Genomic DNA, 14,468 nt, shown 5'->3' with positions numbered 1-14,468 from the left:
GGGATAAGTGGTGATCCGATTTCAGCAGGTGAGCAAAGCGTACCGTGGTGGCCGCCAGGCACTGCAAAAGGTCGATTTTCATTTACGTCGTGGAGAAATGGCTTTTCTGGGCGGGCATTCCGGCGCGGGTAAAAGTACCTTGCTTAAGCTGATTTGTGCCATTGAAAGGCCAACCGATGGGCGTATCAGTTTCAATGGCCACGACATCACACGCATCCCGAATCGCGATATTCCGTTTTTGCGCCGTAACATCGGCATTGTCTTTCAAGATCACCGTTTATTGATGGACCGCAGCGTCTATGACAACGTGGCATTGCCGATGCGCATTGAATCCATTTCTGAGCTAGAGATCAAACGGCGTGTCTCGGCGGCGTTAGACAAAACCGATTTATTGGACAAAGCGCGTTGTTTGCCGAGCCAGCTTTCCGGTGGTGAGCAGCAGCGTGTCGGTATCGCCCGCGCGGTGGTGAATCGGCCAACCTTGCTGCTGGCCGACGAACCGACGGGTAACTTAGATCCGGAGTTGTCCAACCGCGTCGTGCGTCTGTTTGAAGAGTTTAATCGCGCTGGCGTCACCATTTTGCTCGCCACTCACGACATCAGCTTGGTTAACTCGCGTCCTCAATATCGTCACTTTGAGCTCAATCAAGGCTTTCTTAGCGAGGTAGACGATTATGGCCGCGAATAAACGCATACAAAAGTCTTCCCCCAAAGCTAAAAGTCATCGGCCGAAAACCGACAGCTTCTTCGCCATCCATCTGAAACAGGCGAAAGTGTCGCTGAGCGCAATTTGGCAGCGCCCTTTGGGCAATCTGCTGACGTTAGCGGTGATCTCCGTAGCGCTTTCCATGCCCGCGTGTCTTTATCTGCTCGGTAAAAACATCGCAGGGGCGACATCGCATGTGACATCTCCTGCTCAAGTTAGTGCTTACTTGCGTCAAGGTGTACCAGAAGCGAGAGTGATGATCCTCAAAGATGAGTTGGAAGCGCAAGAGGATGTCGGCAAAGTGGAATACATTTCGCCGCAGCAAGGATTGGCCGATTTAAGCCAGTACTCCGGTTTTGAGCAGGCACTCAGCTTGCTCGATAACTATGCTTTGCCTGGGGTATTAGTGATCACGCCCAGTAGCGAAGAGCAGGTGGCGGTCAAACGCTTAGCGCAAATTGTCGCTGCCAGCGACGATGTGACCGATGTGCGTTTAGATGAAGATTGGCTCACCCGTCTCGATGCGATCAAAACACTGGCGAGCATCATTGTCATTACCCTGACACTTCTGATGCTCGGTGCGGTATTTTTGATTGTCGGCAACACGCTGCGTTTTAATGTGCTTGCCAACAAAGAAGAGATCCAAACCATGAAACTGATTGGTGCGACCGATGGATTTATCCTCCGTCCGTATCTGTATTCCGGTATGTGGTTTGGTTTATTAGGCAGTGTGATTGCCTGGATTTTAACCGCGTTGATTACTATTCTGCTTAACGGCGCGGTGGAAGATTTGGCCGCCTTGTACGACAGCCAGTTTCGTTTGATCGGTCTCAGTTGGGATGAATCCTTGCTGCTGCTGATGACCGGAACCTTTCTTGGCTGTGTCGCGGCGAGATTTTCCGCACAGCGACATTTAAAAGAAATTGAACCAGTTTAAGTGATGCTGGTCTTATATTCGGCGCTCATCCTGACAAGAAAAAATTGATTGACTTGTATCGATGGATTGTTTATGGATAATGGTCAACCCAGCTTGAAACTGAGGCACGATCAGTTCAAGATAGCAGCGCCGACTGGCAATGTTTTACTCCAGATCAGAGATTGATGAGGAATCGAATGACAAATCAAGCGTATCCGATGGCTCTAGTAACGCAAGATAGCCTTGATGGCTATATTCGTTCGGTAAACAGCTATCCCATGCTGAGTGCGGACGAAGAGCGTGAACTCGCAGAGCGTTTGCATTACAAAGGCGAGATTGAAGCAGCAAAAGGGCTGATTCTGTCTCATCTGAGATTCGTTGTTCACGTGGCGCGTGGGTATTCCGGTTACGGTTTGCCGATGGCCGACTTAGTACAAGAGGGCAACATCGGCTTGATGAAAGCGGTTAAACGCTTCAACCCAGAAGTCGGTGTGAGACTGGTGTCGTTTGCGGTGCACTGGATCAAAGCGGAGATCCACGAGTACGTACTGCGTAACTGGCGGATCGTCAAGATTGCCACCACCAAAGCACAACGTAAGCTGTTTTTTAATCTGCGCAAATCCAAAAAACGCTTAGGCTGGTTCAACAACGGTGAAGTGGAAACCGTTGCCCGCGAATTGGGTGTGGAGCCCTCTGAAGTGCGTGAAATGGAATCTCGTCTTGCTGCGGTCGATTCGACATTCGATCTCACGGTTGATGATGAAGATTCCGGCAGTGTATCGACAGCGCCAGTGCTTTATTTAGAAGATAAATCCTCTGATATTGCGGATAACCTTGAAGCGCAAAACTGGGAAGAGCACACCAACAATCGCCTCTCTTTGGCGCTAGCGAGTTTGGATGAACGCAGTCAGCATATTGTGCGTTCTCGTTGGTTGGACGACGACAAAGCTACGTTACAAGATCTGGCTGAACGTTATGGTGTTTCTGCCGAGCGTATTCGTCAGCTAGAGAAAAATGCCATGAAGAAACTGAAAATGGCGGTTGGTGAAATCTAAAACCAACGGAAAATTTATTCTGAGAAAGCCGGGATCGTGAGATCTCGGCTTTTTTATTTTGATCAAAAAAAGCACAAAAAGTAGCGCACGAAGGTCACGAGGCCTGTGAATAACTCTGTGAGGTAATTATTCATCTTCTGTTCGCAAGCCGGACAAAATAAGGGTTTAGACGGGCTTAGAGCTTGGGGATAGTTATAATCCTACGCACAAGAAGATCAGGATCATTACTATATCTTGTGGATCTTCGGATCAAAAAATACCTTATCAACGCAATCCACAGCTTTATCCACAGTTGAGTGATTTTTGCACTCCAACAAAAGCCCTGATGAACTATGTGTCTAAGTTTGCCTCTGGATAGGTTACAATCCCGTCAGCGAACAACAAGAACAGAGAGAAATTAAATGGAGCAGTTCAAACACATTGATGTACAAAGTGCGCAAGCTCTGCTGGAGAGCGGAGAAGCCCGTTTGGTGGATATTCGCGATCCGCAATCTTTTGCCGTTGCGCATGCCAATTCCGCTTTCCATCTCACCAATGACAGCATGGTTTCCTTTATGAATGAGGTCGAGCTGGATCAACCTATTTTGGTGATGTGTTATCACGGTATCAGCAGCCAAGGGGCCGCTCAGTATCTCGTGAATCAGGGTTTTGAAGAGGTTTACAGCGTTGATGGTGGTTTTGAAGCCTGGCACCGCGCGAACTTACCAGTAGAGCGCAGCTAGTGGCGTAAAAGTAAAAGCAGAGAGGTTTGGCAATGAGGCGATTAGTTGCGCTAAACAACCCAAGGATGATTCAAGCGTTTATCGATTACATGGCATCGCAGCAAATTGAATTGCAGATGATGCCGGAAGGAGAGGGAATGTTTGCCCTCTGGTTGATGGATGAGCAGTATCTGCTTGAGGTTGAAGCGGAGCTCGATCGCTTCTTAGCCAACCCATTGGACAGTAAATACAGTGCTGCGTCGTGGCAGGTAGCGGAAACGCGCAAAGCACGTTTTCGCTACCGTTCGCCCAGTCTCGGTGCGATGGTCAAAGCCAAAGCGGGGCCGCTTACGCTGGCCATTATGCTGCTGTGCAGTGTGATTTATCTTTTGCAAACCTTCGGCTTAGCGGATGCGGTGTTTGCTCTGCTGCATTTTCCAGCGGTGGCCGAACAGCAATGGCAGCTATGGCGCTGGGTCAGCCACGCTGTGCTGCATTTTTCTGTACTGCATATTGCCTTTAACCTTTTGTGGTGGTGGCAGTTGGGCGGCGATCTTGAGCAGCGACTTGGCACGCGCAAGCTATTGCAACTGTTTGTTATCTCTGCTGCGCTGTCTGGTGTTGGTCAGTTTATGGTCCATGGTGCCAATTTTGGCGGCTTGTCTGGCGTGGTATATGCGCTTGTCGGCTATGTGTGGATTTTCGGCTATCGCTGCCCCCATAAGGGCCTTTCCTTACCTAAACCGATCGTGGCATTTATGTTGGTGTGGTTGGTGCTTGGTTACGTGCAGCCTTTTATGGCGATTGGCAATACCGCGCATTTGGTTGGTTTACTCGCGGGGATGGCGCTGGCGTATCTCGATTCCATTAAAGCAAAAAATCAAAAAGCGGCCTGAGCCGCTTTTTTACGTGGTGATCCGTTTTGCTGATTACTGATAGAGATACTTGGTAAACAGCAGGTCGGCAATCACGGTTTTGCCGGTTTCTGGCAGCAAAATCTCATTTAAGTATGCGACTAAGTTTTTGCGCAGATCTTCTCGTCCAGCCAGTGATTTGACCGTCTCTTCGGTTTGCTGGCCGAGCATTTCCACCACAGCATCGCGGATCAGAGGCTGATGACGCTCGACCAAAGCGAGGTCTTCACTGCTCATCACCATGACATCAATGCGCACTTGCACGTAACCGAGCTTTTTCCCTTTGGTATAAAAGTTGGTGGTGAGATCCGGTTCCAAGGTGAAATAAGCCAGTTTCGGCCCTGCTTTTTCTTCCTCGGCGAATACTGGAAGCGAAACCAGCACACTGAGGGCGAGAATTATTTGGACTATATAACGTTTGTACATATTTCTATCTTTTCTTTCTTCTGATCACGATACTCGAAACGCTTTTGTCTTGTTACAATAGGCGGTCCAAATGTCACATAAGTTATAACAATCGTTACGGTGAGTTGTTGCCGTAATGTGTTGCTTTATTGTACGCATAAAGCGATCAATTGAATACTAGTATGAATCAGCCGATATCGCCCTATCTTGCTTTATTATCACAAGCGAGATGGCAAACTACCGAACATTTTGCCTACCCAAATGAGCAAGCCAAACATTGGCTGCATGAGCAGGGCTCGTTATCGCGTCGCTTGAACCAGCATTGCCAGAGCTTGACGGTTGAACTGCTGCGCAATCAGGCGATGGATGAGCTGCTCTTGCTGGGAGAAGAAAAAACGTTGCTTAGTCAGGAGCCTTGTTTACTGAGAGAAGTGATCCTCTCCGGTGACGGTGCTCGCTGGGTGCTCGGGCGTACTTTGATCCCGCAATCGACGCTTTGCGACCAGCCATATGATTTGGCGACACTGGGCGAGCTGCCACTTGGGCTGACCGTCTTCAGCGCGGATAATGTTGAGCGCGATGCGCTACAAGTGGCTTGGGTTGAAACCCCATCTGGGCGCTTACTCGCGCGCCGTTCACGGTTATGGATGAACCACAAACCGATGCTGGTGGCAGAATTGTTTTTACCCCATGCACCAATTTACTCCAAGGAGAGCGTGTAAATGTCGGCAGAAAAAGCCAAAGCGTATTGGCAACTGATGAGAATGGATCGGCCGATTGGCTCTTTTTTACTGTTCTGGCCGATGTTGTGGTCTTTGCTCCTCGCCGCAAAAGGGATACCAGATTGGGATGTTTTACTGGTATTTACTGCGGGCGTTTTCTTGATGCGCAGCGCCGGGTGTGTCATCAACGATTTTGCTGACCGCCATGTCGATGGTCATGTCAAGCGCACCCAACAGCGCCCATTACCCGCAGGTAAGGTGACCTCAAAAGAGGCGGTATTGCTGTTTCTGGCCTTGGGGATAACGTCGTTTCTGTTGGTCCTTACCATGAACTCGCTGACCATTCAGCTCTCCTTTGTTGGCATTGCTTTGGCGTTTGTTTATCCCTTTATGAAGCGCTACACCCATCTCCCGCAATTGGTGCTGGGGTTGGCGTTTAGCTGGGCGATTCCAATGGCGTGGGCGGCGCAAACCAACGAATTGCCTTGGATGGTGTGGTTCCTCTTTACCATTAATGCGCTGTGGACCATCGCTTACGATACCCAATATGCGATGGTGGATCGCGATGATGACCTGCTGATTGGGGTGAAATCGACCGCGATTTTATTTGGTCGTTTTGACAAACTGATCATCGGATTGTTGCAACTGGCGACCTTAGCGATGTTGCTGTGGCTGGGTCAATATTACCAGTTAGGGCAAAGTTTCTATTGGAGCATACTGGCCGCGGGAGCCTTGTTTGTTTATCAGCAACATTTGATTCGCCACCGTCAACGAGATCTGTGCTTTAAAGCGTTCCTGAATAACAACTACGTCGGCATGGTATTGGCGTTTGGGCTGCTTGTCGCCTTCTGGTAAATGAACAATGAGAGAAAAAGAAAGGCATCCGAGTGGGATGCCTTTTTTATTACGCGATTATTGATTGGTGAGCTGGAAGATACTCTCTTCAATGGTCAGCTTCACTTCTGGGTAGAGCAGGGCATAGAGTAGTGAGGCGAACTGCTCTGTCTGGGTTTGCTCACAGTTGCCGTCGGCGTCAAGATAGTTCTGTTGTTTTAAGGTGCAAAACAGAGAAGCAAACACCCCTTTGTCGAAAAACTCGGGCGCGTTGATGCCATGAAGGCGACCTAAGCGCTGCGCGATGTCTTGGCTCTTCTGCTCCAAGTCGGCTTTGCCCAGTTCCGGATAAGCAACCAGCAAATTGAGGGCGATCGAGTAGCGTTGCAGCGTTTCCGTGATGGTTCGGCCAAGGAGCACCAAGGTTTGAGTATTGGCTTGGTTTTTCGTAACTCGATCGCCAGTCAGCGATATCATCTGCTGATTCATCAGCTCATCGAGTATTTTGAGCACCAACTCATCGAGCTGCTGTTCGTCGTGACTTAAGAACAGCTCCGCTTTTAAGAATGGATAGATCTGCGCGACTTGATGCTGGATCTGCGCCACGCTGAGCTTCTCTTGACGGATGATCATTTGCGCAATCAGCGAAGGCAAAGCCAGCAAGTGAATGATGTTGTTGCGATAGTAGGTCATCAAAATCGACTGATTGCGATCCAGTGAAATGATGTCGCCCATACTGTCCGTTTCAATCACAAACTTATCCAAGGTGAGTGCGTGTTCAACCAGCGCTTCCGCGCTATCACTTGGAATGGTGCAGTTGCTGGAATACGGCACGTTTTTCAGCAGTTGCTGGTAGCTTTCAATTTGGTTGATAAGCGAATCTTTCGATAAAGCGCGCTGGCGAGACGCCAGCAGTGCGGTCGCGCACAAGGTCAATGCGTTCGCGGCGGCGGCATCGTTGATATGCGTCATCATCTTATTGGCCAACTTGTTCACCACCGGATTGATCCATTGCGGTTTGCTGCCACCCATCGGGTCAATATCTTTGGTCCACTCAGGCGCGTGTTCGTTGAGATACTGGTTCAGTGGGATCGGCTCGCCGAAGTTGACATAACCTTGGCCAAAATTACGCAGCTTTCTGAGCGTGCGCAGCACCAAGCTGGCGTTTTCTTTCTCTTTCTGTTTACCGCGCAACTCCTTGGCGTACGTCGCCACTTCCATCACATGCTCATAGCCAATGTAAACGGGCACCAGAGTCACCGGACGGTTCAGGCCACGCAGCATGGCTTGAATGGTCATCGCCAGCATGCCAGTTTTGGCTGGTAGCAGACGACCAGTGCGCGAACGGCCTCCCTCAGAGAAGTACTCGACTGAGTACCCCTTGGCAAACAGCTCGGCCAAATATTCGCGGAAAATCGTCGAGTAGAGCCTGTTGCCTTTAAAGCTGCGGCGAATAAAGAAAGCGCCACCACGGCGAAACAGTGGGCCTGCCGGGAAAAAGTTGAGATTGATGCCCGCGGCAATATGAGGCGGCACCATGCCTTCGTGGTACAGCACGTAAGAGAGCAGCAGGTAATCCATGTGGCTGCGGTGACACGGTACGTAGACGATTTCGTGCCCGTCTTGCGCTAGGCGGCGCACCGTAGCAGCGTTATTGATGTTCAACCCTTGGTAGAGTTTATTCCACAGCCAGCCGAGTAAGCGGTCGCCCTTTTTCACCAGCGAGTAGGAGAAATCGGCGGCGATCTCATCCATGATCTCTTGCGCTTCTTTACGTGCTTTTTCAATCGAGATGTTTTTGCTCTTCGCTTCATCTTCGATCACTCGCTTGATGGCAGGCGATTTCATCAAACGGGCAAACAACACCTGACGTTGTGGAAGATCTGGGCCAGAAGCGGCGAGTTTTTGGCGAGAGAAGTGGATGCGTGCCACGCGCGCCAGCTTGTGAGCGATCGCGTTATCGGTGCCGTGCGATTGCGCCATATAACGCAAAGAAACCACGGGGCTAAAACGCACCAAGCAATCCCGCCCTGCGGTTGCAACGGCGATGGCTTTTTGCGGTCCGTTCATCGCTTGTAAGTAGGGTTTGCTCGTGCCTTCTTTACCCGGCTTTCGCCCCCACAACACTGTGGTTGGGATCACTTGCACGTCCAGTTCGTCGTCGTCACTGTGCAGCGACAGCAAATCGGAAAAGAGCTGGATAGAATCGCTCGGCACTTGGTTATCATCGCCCATCAGCGTAGGGCGAGAAGAGATAAACACATAGCGCTGAAATGACTTGCCGTGAATCTCCAACGGCGTGAGCGGATCGGGCAAACCGAGTTCCATAGCGTGTTTTTGTAACGTGAGCAGATCAACGCTGGAGCGAAAAGGCAGGGCGTAAACAATCGGCTTGTTGATATCAATCTGATGATCTTCGATTGGGTTGGACGGAATGGCCGTCCCTTTAACCAGTACCGATAACGGCAACTTTAATAACGAATGTGAAAATGATTGCCCAGAAGACATATAGGTTCACAGCCTCAATAGAATTCAAACGTACCCAAACGTATTTCTATTACCTAATGGGTCTGGTAGGAGAAATAAGCCTGAGCGATAATTTTAAGCGCAGCAAGAATACCAGAAACTGGTCAAACCTTTTAACTTAATTGACCAGCCTAACTGCGAAAGCGCAATGAATAATATCGCTGAATTATTCACCAGTCATTTCGTTGATGTCAGCAATGACCTAACGCCTTTGTACATGAACTCAGCTTGCCATTAAATTAAAAAACAACCAATTGGGTTTTACTTTGCCGCGTTACTGGATATACTCACAGTGAACTGTATAAAAAGACAGGTGACCTATGAAGCCGTTGACGCCACGCCAACAACAAGTGTTCGACTTGATTAAGAGTAAAATTGATGACACCGGAATGCCCCCCACTCGTGCTGAAATTGCCCGAGAGCTGGGCTTTCGCTCTGCCAATGCGGCAGAGGAGCATCTCAAAGCGCTTGCGCGTAAGCAAGTGATAGAAATTGTCCCGGGCGCCTCCCGAGGCATTCGTATTTTGCTCGCAGAGCAGGCGGCGAATGAAGATCAAGGCTTGCCATTGATTGGCCGAGTGGCGGCGGGTGAGCCGATTTTAGCGCAAGAACACGTTGAAGCGCACTATCAGGTCGATCCGGCGATGTTTAAACCTCAGGCCGATTTTCTGCTGCGGGTGCATGGCGAAAGTATGAAAGACATCGGCATTATGGATGGCGATCTACTGGCGGTGCATAAAACCCAAGACGTGCGTAACGGCCAAGTGGTGGTGGCGCGAGTCGACGATGACGTGACGGTGAAACGCTTGGAGCGCAAAGGCACGACAGTCTTGCTGCATGCGGAAAATGAGTCGTTTTCCCCCATCGAAGTCGATTTAAGTTGTCAGCAATTAACCATCGAAGGGATCGCCGTCGGCATTATTCGTAACACCGATTGGATGTAATTCCAGACTGCATTGACTGAGGAGCCCGGCACACGCCGGGCTCTTGCGTTTGTATGATTCGCGGCAGCGGAAACGCATAGCGTTAAATTAGATGACATGAGATTAGATGAGATTTATTCTCATTACTTGAAAGGGTTATTGAGATTGATTATCATCAACGCGAATGTGCATCGAATAGAAGGTTTCTGGCATGTCTTCCCCTCAAGTGCCCGTAGAAAAAGGATATCAGGTACCAGCAAGATTGTTGCAACCCCTGTGGTTGCGTAGCCGGGAAAGCCTGATTGACAATGGCCTCGTTTACGACCCGATTGCGGCCAAAGCTTGCTTAAGCTGTAAGTTGGCTCCGGAATGCCTTTCAGGTGATGTGGCACAAAAGCAATTGCTACACGTTACCTTAGCGCAGTTGTGTGATCAACAAGTCGCCCAGTTTCTTCAACAGCACCCCGATGGTTGGGTGATTAATGTTGGGGCGGGGCTTGATACCCGCTTCTACCGATTGGATAACGGTCGCTGTCATTGGGTTGAACTCGATATCACCGAGCATTTACTTTGGCGCCAGAGGCTGTTCCATAAGAATGAACGCTATCAGCAGCAGTGCGGCAGCGTTGACGATCTCTCCTGTCTGGATGGCTTGCCTCTCTCGGATAAAACCCCGGTGCTGGTAGTGTGTGAAATGGCGCTGTTGGAAGCGTCATTGACGCAAGTGGCGACCTTTATTCAAGCGCTTGGGCGCTACTTTGTCTCGGCGCAGGCGTGTGTCGTGTTGGCTGGAGATTTGAGCGAGAGTCGTCTAGGACAAACGTTGGGCGCCGAGCCTTATGCGCATGGCTTGGCGGCTCCAGCAGAGCAAGTTTTACAGTGGCTCCCTTGGGCGCAATGGGTCCGCGTCTTTTCTCCATTTGACCGTTTTTGCTCGCGCTGGAAAATGTGGCAGCGTTGGTTGAGTAAGATTCCGCAACTCAAACATCGTTTGACGCCCGTGTTGGTGCACTTGCAGTGGTAGTGATCGCAACATGCGCCGCCAATATAAAAACAGCAGGGTGTTCCTGCTGTTTTTTATAAAAATATAATTTAAAACAATCGGTTGAGACCGTTCAATGCCGCCACCCGGTAGGCTTCGGCCATGGTGGGGTAGTTAAAGGTGGTGTTGACGAAATATTCGATCGTGTTCGCGGCACCTTTCTGTTCCATGATCGCTTGGCCGATGTGGATAATTTCCGCCGCTCGCTCGCCAAAACAGTGAATGCCGAGAATTTCTTTGGTCTCGCGGTGGAAAAGAATCTTCAAACTGCCGATATCTTTGCCCGCAATTTGCGCGCGCGCCAGATGTTTAAACGAAGATCGCCCGACTTCATAGGGCACTTTCGCTGCCGTCAGCTCTTGCTCGGTGCGGCCGACGGAGCTGATTTCCGGAATGGTGTAAATGCCGGTCGGAATATCTTCAATCAAAATACTGTCGGCTTTGCCTTTGGTAATCGCTTGAGCCACAAAGCGGCCTTGATCGTAAGCGGCACTGGCCAGGCTCGGGTAACCGATCACATCGCCGACGGCATAAACATGCGGCACTTCCGTTTGATAGTTACTGTCCACTTTGAGCTGGCCGCGTGAGTCACCTTGCAACCCAACCGCCGCAAGGTTGAGTTTGTCGGTGTTGCCTGTACGTCCATTGGCGTACAGCAGGCAATCGGCTTTCATCTTCTTGCCCGATTGCAGATGCACGATCACGCCATCTTCCGTGCCTTCAATGCGCTCGTAGGTTTCGTCATTGCGAATCACTACGCCACTGTTCCAAAAATGGTAAGAGAGCGCGTCAGACACTTCATTGTCCAAGAAAGCCAGTAAGCGATCGCGTGTATTGATGAGGTCGGTTTTCACCCCAAGCCCACGAAAGATAGATGCGTATTCGCAGCCAATCACTCCTGCTCCATAAATGATGATGTGGCGCGGGTCATGCTTTAAGCTCAGGATCGAGTCGCTGTCATAAATACGTTCGTGATTGAAATCGACATCCACTGGTTGATAAGGGCGTGAACCGGTGGCGATGACAAATTTGTCGGCAGTATAAATCTCTTGGGTGCCATCGGCTTGGGTCACCGTCATCGAGTGGCTGTCGCTAAACGCTGCGCTGCCGAAGATCAATTGGCACTGGTTGCGGTCGTAAAAGCCTTGGCGCAGGCGTGTTTGCTTATCAATCACCGATTTGGCATGACCAAGAATGGTCGAGAAAGTCGCGTGTAAGCTGGTGTTGTTGTCACAAAACAGCGGGTTGCTGTTGAACTCAATAATTCGGCTTACCGCATGGCGCAGCGCTTTCGAAGGAATGGTGCCCCAGTGAGTGCAGCCGCCACCGACGCTGCTCTCTTTTTCTACCACCGCGACATTCAGCCCTGCTTTGGTGAGCCCCATAGCCGCCCCTTCGCCTCCCGGGCCGCTGCCGATAACTATCACATCAAAGTGATTCGCGTGCGCCATGATCTGTTCCTTGTTATATTTACGTAACATTGCTTTAGCGAGATTTTAACTGATTATACCAGCAGGTAAACAGCGCGCTCGGTAGAGAGTGGATGTGATCACGCACATTACCGCAAAAGGGGCGAATGCCATGTTGCAGGTCTCCAAAATGAAGACAAGGGATTGCATAACCGGCTCTGCCGGTAGTAACGTGCATGCCGTGCAGAGTCTATGACTTATCGGCACGCGCGATTCGCGTTATATTAGCGGCCAGAGACTAAAACAGAACAAGAGCAAACGTCATCATGAAGTCAATGGGTATCCGCGCGCAGCAAAAAGAGAAAACTCGTCGCTCCCTTATCGACGCGGCCTTCAGCCAACTGAGCGCTGATCGCAGTTTCTCCAACCTCAGCTTGCGTGAAGTGGCCAGAGAGGCGGGCATCGCACCCACTTCGTTTTACCGCCACTTTAAAGACATGGACGAGCTTGGCCTGACCATGGTGGATGAAGGCGGATTGCTGCTGCGCCAGCTGATGCGCCAAGCGCGCCAACGGATCGCGAAAGAGGGCAGTGTGATCAGAACGTCGGTCGAGACGTTTATGGAATTTATTGAGAGCAGCCCGAACGTGTTTCGCTTGTTACTGCGAGAGCGCTCAGGCACTTCCGCGGAGTTTCGCGCCGCGGTTGCCCGCGAAATACAACATTTTGCCGCTGAGTTGACCGAATACCTCACCAGCACCGGGATGAGACGTGATGAAGCGCTTGCTCAGGCAGAAGCGTCAGTCATCTTAGTGTTTAGCTCAGGGGCTGAAGCTTTGGATTTAGATCGACGTGAACGCGACGAACTCGCCGAGCGTCTGATCATGCAACTGCGAATGGTCGCCAAAGGGGCGTACTGGTATCGCAAAGAACGTGAACGTAACCGATTAAAAGGTGAAATAGAATAATGTCGAATGAAAACAAAGCGCTTTCGCGCAGATCTGAAAAGAAAACCCTCGTATTGGCACTGATAACGGGAGTGTGTGGCAACGCCATTCTTTCTTGGTTGACCATGAGTGAAGTCACTTTCTCGATTTTTCCGCTGATCGCCTTGGTGCTGGCCGTTCAAGCGCTTTACCAAGAGTATCTCAACCATCCAGTGTCGGAAGACATTCCGCTAGTGGGCCTAGCGTGCTTCTTTGTTGGCGCCTTTGGTCACTCGGCGTTTGTTAAAGCGCAATATCCAGAGGCGGGCTCAAACTTCTTTGCCATCATGGTAGCGCTAGTGCTACTGGCTTGGATTGGCAAAAAGCTCGGCTACCTGCGCCGCGCCGCATAAGATTCGGTGAAATCAGTGAATAAAAAACGAGCCAAGCGGCTCGTTTTTTATTGTAGGTAGAAGTTGGACGCTTACGCTCACCACCCCGTTTAAAACGCGGGCTCGATGGTGCCATTAAAGGTTGTGGCTAAGTAATCTCGAATCGTTTGTGACTGGTAGATTTCGACAAACTTTTTATAGTCAGGGTTATCTTTGTTTTCCGCTTTGGTTGCGATAACCATGACTGCCAATGCTGCATCTTTAGGTTCTAGATAAATGGCCTTCTCTTTGGGATTTAGCCCTGAAGACATCACGTAGTTCATGGTAATCGCAGCGGCATCCACATCGCTCAACGTTCTGGGCAATTGTGCCGCATCCACTTCGATAATTTTGAAATTTTTGGGGTTGTCCACAATGTCATTGATACTGGCTTTATGCCCCACATTCTCCTTTAGAGTAATCAGCTTAGCTTCTTGAAGCAGCAATAAACCACGTCCTCCGTTGGTTGGGTCGTTAGGAATCGCAATGCGTGCATTTTGAGGCAAATCGGACAAGGATTTTACACTGTCCGAGTAAATCCCCATACGCATCAAAATCGATTGCCCGATGGACACTAAGTCTGCGTTGCGGCTTTGATTGAAGTTAGTGAGAAAAGGCAAATGTTGATAGCTGTTTATATCAATACTTCCGTCAGCGAGTGCCGCGTTGGGTGTAATAAAATCGGAAAACTCGACAACTTGAACATTCAAGCCATGCGCTTTTGCTTCTTTGGCAACGGCTTCAACGACTTGTGCGTGCGGGCCGACCGTTGCCCCCACTTTGATGACTCTCGCTTCCTCTTGGCCGCACGCGGTTAAGCCTAGCATCGTCGCTGCGATGACCAATGTTTGTAATGCTCTCTTTTTCACCTTCATCTCCATTTATTGCTGGGCATCTGGCCGTCTGGAGCTCTATTTTTGCTGTGAGCGTTACATTTATCAAGCGCTTTATTTAGTTG

At 50.1% G+C, this 14,468-nt stretch carries 15 protein-coding genes; 11 read left to right on the top strand and 4 right to left on the bottom strand.

Annotated elements, in window-relative coordinates:
- Positions 1 to 10 precede the first annotated feature (10 nt).
- The 5 genes from ftsE (at position 11) to glpG (ending at position 4,274) form a co-directional block, all read left to right on the top strand.
- Positions 11 to 688, top strand: a complete 678-nt coding sequence (gene ftsE, locus I3X05_RS16100) for a cell division ATP-binding protein FtsE (RefSeq protein WP_045569664.1) — start codon at positions 11 to 13, stop codon at positions 686 to 688.
- Entirely contained in the window at positions 675 to 1,643 is a 969-nt protein-coding gene (gene ftsX / locus I3X05_RS16095) for a permease-like cell division protein FtsX (RefSeq protein ID WP_045569645.1), read from the top strand. The genes ftsE and ftsX overlap by 14 nt, the downstream gene beginning before the upstream one ends.
- 176 nt (positions 1,644 to 1,819) lie before the next feature.
- Complete coding sequence (gene rpoH / locus I3X05_RS16090; protein WP_039422105.1) at positions 1,820 to 2,677, top strand: RNA polymerase sigma factor RpoH; 858 nt, start codon at positions 1,820 to 1,822, stop codon at positions 2,675 to 2,677.
- 401 nt (positions 2,678 to 3,078) lie between these two features.
- On the top strand, positions 3,079 to 3,399 hold the full coding sequence (glpE, locus tag I3X05_RS16085) for a thiosulfate sulfurtransferase GlpE (RefSeq protein WP_039462054.1): 321 nt from the start codon (positions 3,079 to 3,081) through the stop codon (positions 3,397 to 3,399).
- A gap of 32 nt (positions 3,400 to 3,431) precedes the next feature.
- Entirely contained in the window at positions 3,432 to 4,274 is an 843-nt protein-coding gene (glpG, locus tag I3X05_RS16080; RefSeq protein WP_045569646.1) for a rhomboid family intramembrane serine protease GlpG, read from the top strand.
- Between the two features lie 33 nt (positions 4,275 to 4,307).
- On the opposite strand, the gene I3X05_RS16075 is transcribed toward glpG, so the two are convergent.
- Positions 4,308 to 4,718 (bottom strand): flagellar basal body-associated protein FliL, encoded by a 411-nt coding sequence (locus tag I3X05_RS16075; protein WP_045569647.1) that lies wholly within the window; start codon positions 4,716 to 4,718, stop codon positions 4,308 to 4,310.
- A gap of 161 nt (positions 4,719 to 4,879) precedes the next feature.
- Here I3X05_RS16075 and I3X05_RS16070 point away from each other — a divergent pair, with 161 nt between their 5' ends.
- Together I3X05_RS16070 and ubiA are read left to right on the top strand one after the other, a co-directional pair.
- Positions 4,880 to 5,419, top strand: coding sequence for a chorismate lyase (locus I3X05_RS16070; protein WP_139046279.1), 540 nt, complete (start codon positions 4,880 to 4,882; stop codon positions 5,417 to 5,419).
- Positions 5,420 to 6,274 (top strand): 4-hydroxybenzoate octaprenyltransferase, encoded by an 855-nt coding sequence (gene ubiA, locus I3X05_RS16065; protein ID WP_045569649.1) that lies wholly within the window; start codon positions 5,420 to 5,422, stop codon positions 6,272 to 6,274.
- Between the two features lie 57 nt (positions 6,275 to 6,331).
- Here ubiA and plsB read toward each other — a convergent pair whose 3' ends face one another.
- Entirely contained in the window at positions 6,332 to 8,761 is a 2,430-nt protein-coding gene (gene plsB / locus I3X05_RS16060) for a glycerol-3-phosphate 1-O-acyltransferase PlsB (RefSeq protein ID WP_193167950.1), read from the bottom strand.
- Between the two features lie 338 nt (positions 8,762 to 9,099).
- Between plsB and lexA the strand changes: the two genes are divergently transcribed.
- On the top strand, positions 9,100 to 9,723 hold the full coding sequence (gene lexA, locus I3X05_RS16055; protein WP_045569651.1) for a transcriptional repressor LexA: 624 nt from the start codon (positions 9,100 to 9,102) through the stop codon (positions 9,721 to 9,723).
- Between the two features lie 190 nt (positions 9,724 to 9,913).
- Positions 9,914 to 10,726: a class I SAM-dependent methyltransferase gene (locus tag I3X05_RS16050; protein WP_045569652.1), complete on the top strand. Its 813-nt coding sequence runs from the start codon at positions 9,914 to 9,916 to the stop codon at positions 10,724 to 10,726.
- 68 nt (positions 10,727 to 10,794) lie between these two features.
- Here the strand turns inward: I3X05_RS16050 and sthA are convergent, their stop codons facing one another.
- A complete protein-coding gene (gene sthA / locus I3X05_RS16045; protein WP_045569653.1) occupies positions 10,795 to 12,195 on the bottom strand; it encodes a Si-specific NAD(P)(+) transhydrogenase in 1,401 nt (466 codons plus the stop codon).
- 284 nt (positions 12,196 to 12,479) lie between these two features.
- Here sthA and fabR point away from each other — a divergent pair, with 284 nt between their 5' ends.
- Complete coding sequence (gene fabR / locus I3X05_RS16040) at positions 12,480 to 13,121, top strand: HTH-type transcriptional repressor FabR (RefSeq protein WP_045569654.1); 642 nt, start codon at positions 12,480 to 12,482, stop codon at positions 13,119 to 13,121.
- Positions 13,121 to 13,492, top strand: a complete 372-nt coding sequence (locus tag I3X05_RS16035) for a YijD family membrane protein (protein WP_193158005.1) — start codon at positions 13,121 to 13,123, stop codon at positions 13,490 to 13,492. The genes fabR and I3X05_RS16035 overlap by 1 nt, the downstream gene beginning before the upstream one ends.
- Positions 13,493 to 13,581: 89 nt before the next feature.
- On the opposite strand, the gene I3X05_RS16030 is transcribed toward I3X05_RS16035, so the two are convergent.
- Entirely contained in the window at positions 13,582 to 14,385 is an 804-nt protein-coding gene (locus I3X05_RS16030; protein WP_045569665.1) for a MetQ/NlpA family ABC transporter substrate-binding protein, read from the bottom strand.
- Positions 14,386 to 14,468: the final 83 nt, after the last annotated feature.

The organism is Vibrio navarrensis (assembly GCF_015767675.1).
Classification (GTDB): Bacteria; Pseudomonadota; Gammaproteobacteria; order Enterobacterales; family Vibrionaceae; genus Vibrio.
Note: the sequence above shows the minus strand (reverse complement) of the source record. Positions and strands in the feature narration are given on the sequence as shown.

Bases quoted from the DNA above. Each gene is read 5' to 3' on its own strand.
- sthA (WP_045569653.1), bottom strand. From the start codon at position 12,195: ATGGCGCACGCGAATCACTTTGATGTGATAGTTATCGGCAGCGGCCCG.
- lexA (WP_045569651.1), top strand. From the start codon at position 9,100: ATGAAGCCGTTGACGCCACGCCAACAACAAGTGTTCGACTTGATTAAG.
- ftsX (WP_045569645.1), top strand. From the start codon at position 675: ATGGCCGCGAATAAACGCATACAAAAGTCTTCCCCCAAAGCTAAAAGT.
- fabR (WP_045569654.1), top strand. From the start codon at position 12,480: ATGAAGTCAATGGGTATCCGCGCGCAGCAAAAAGAGAAAACTCGTCGC.
- I3X05_RS16075 (WP_045569647.1), bottom strand. From the start codon at position 4,718: ATGTACAAACGTTATATAGTCCAAATAATTCTCGCCCTCAGTGTGCTG.
- glpE (WP_039462054.1), top strand. From the start codon at position 3,079: ATGGAGCAGTTCAAACACATTGATGTACAAAGTGCGCAAGCTCTGCTG.
- rpoH (WP_039422105.1), top strand. From the start codon at position 1,820: ATGACAAATCAAGCGTATCCGATGGCTCTAGTAACGCAAGATAGCCTT.
- ubiA (WP_045569649.1), top strand. From the start codon at position 5,420: ATGTCGGCAGAAAAAGCCAAAGCGTATTGGCAACTGATGAGAATGGAT.
- plsB (WP_193167950.1), bottom strand. From the start codon at position 8,761: ATGTCTTCTGGGCAATCATTTTCACATTCGTTATTAAAGTTGCCGTTA.
- I3X05_RS16035 (WP_193158005.1), top strand. From the start codon at position 13,121: ATGTCGAATGAAAACAAAGCGCTTTCGCGCAGATCTGAAAAGAAAACC.
- glpG (WP_045569646.1), top strand. From the start codon at position 3,432: ATGAGGCGATTAGTTGCGCTAAACAACCCAAGGATGATTCAAGCGTTT.
- I3X05_RS16070 (WP_139046279.1), top strand. From the start codon at position 4,880: ATGAATCAGCCGATATCGCCCTATCTTGCTTTATTATCACAAGCGAGA.
- I3X05_RS16030 (WP_045569665.1), bottom strand. From the start codon at position 14,385: ATGAAGGTGAAAAAGAGAGCATTACAAACATTGGTCATCGCAGCGACG.
- I3X05_RS16050 (WP_045569652.1), top strand. From the start codon at position 9,914: ATGTCTTCCCCTCAAGTGCCCGTAGAAAAAGGATATCAGGTACCAGCA.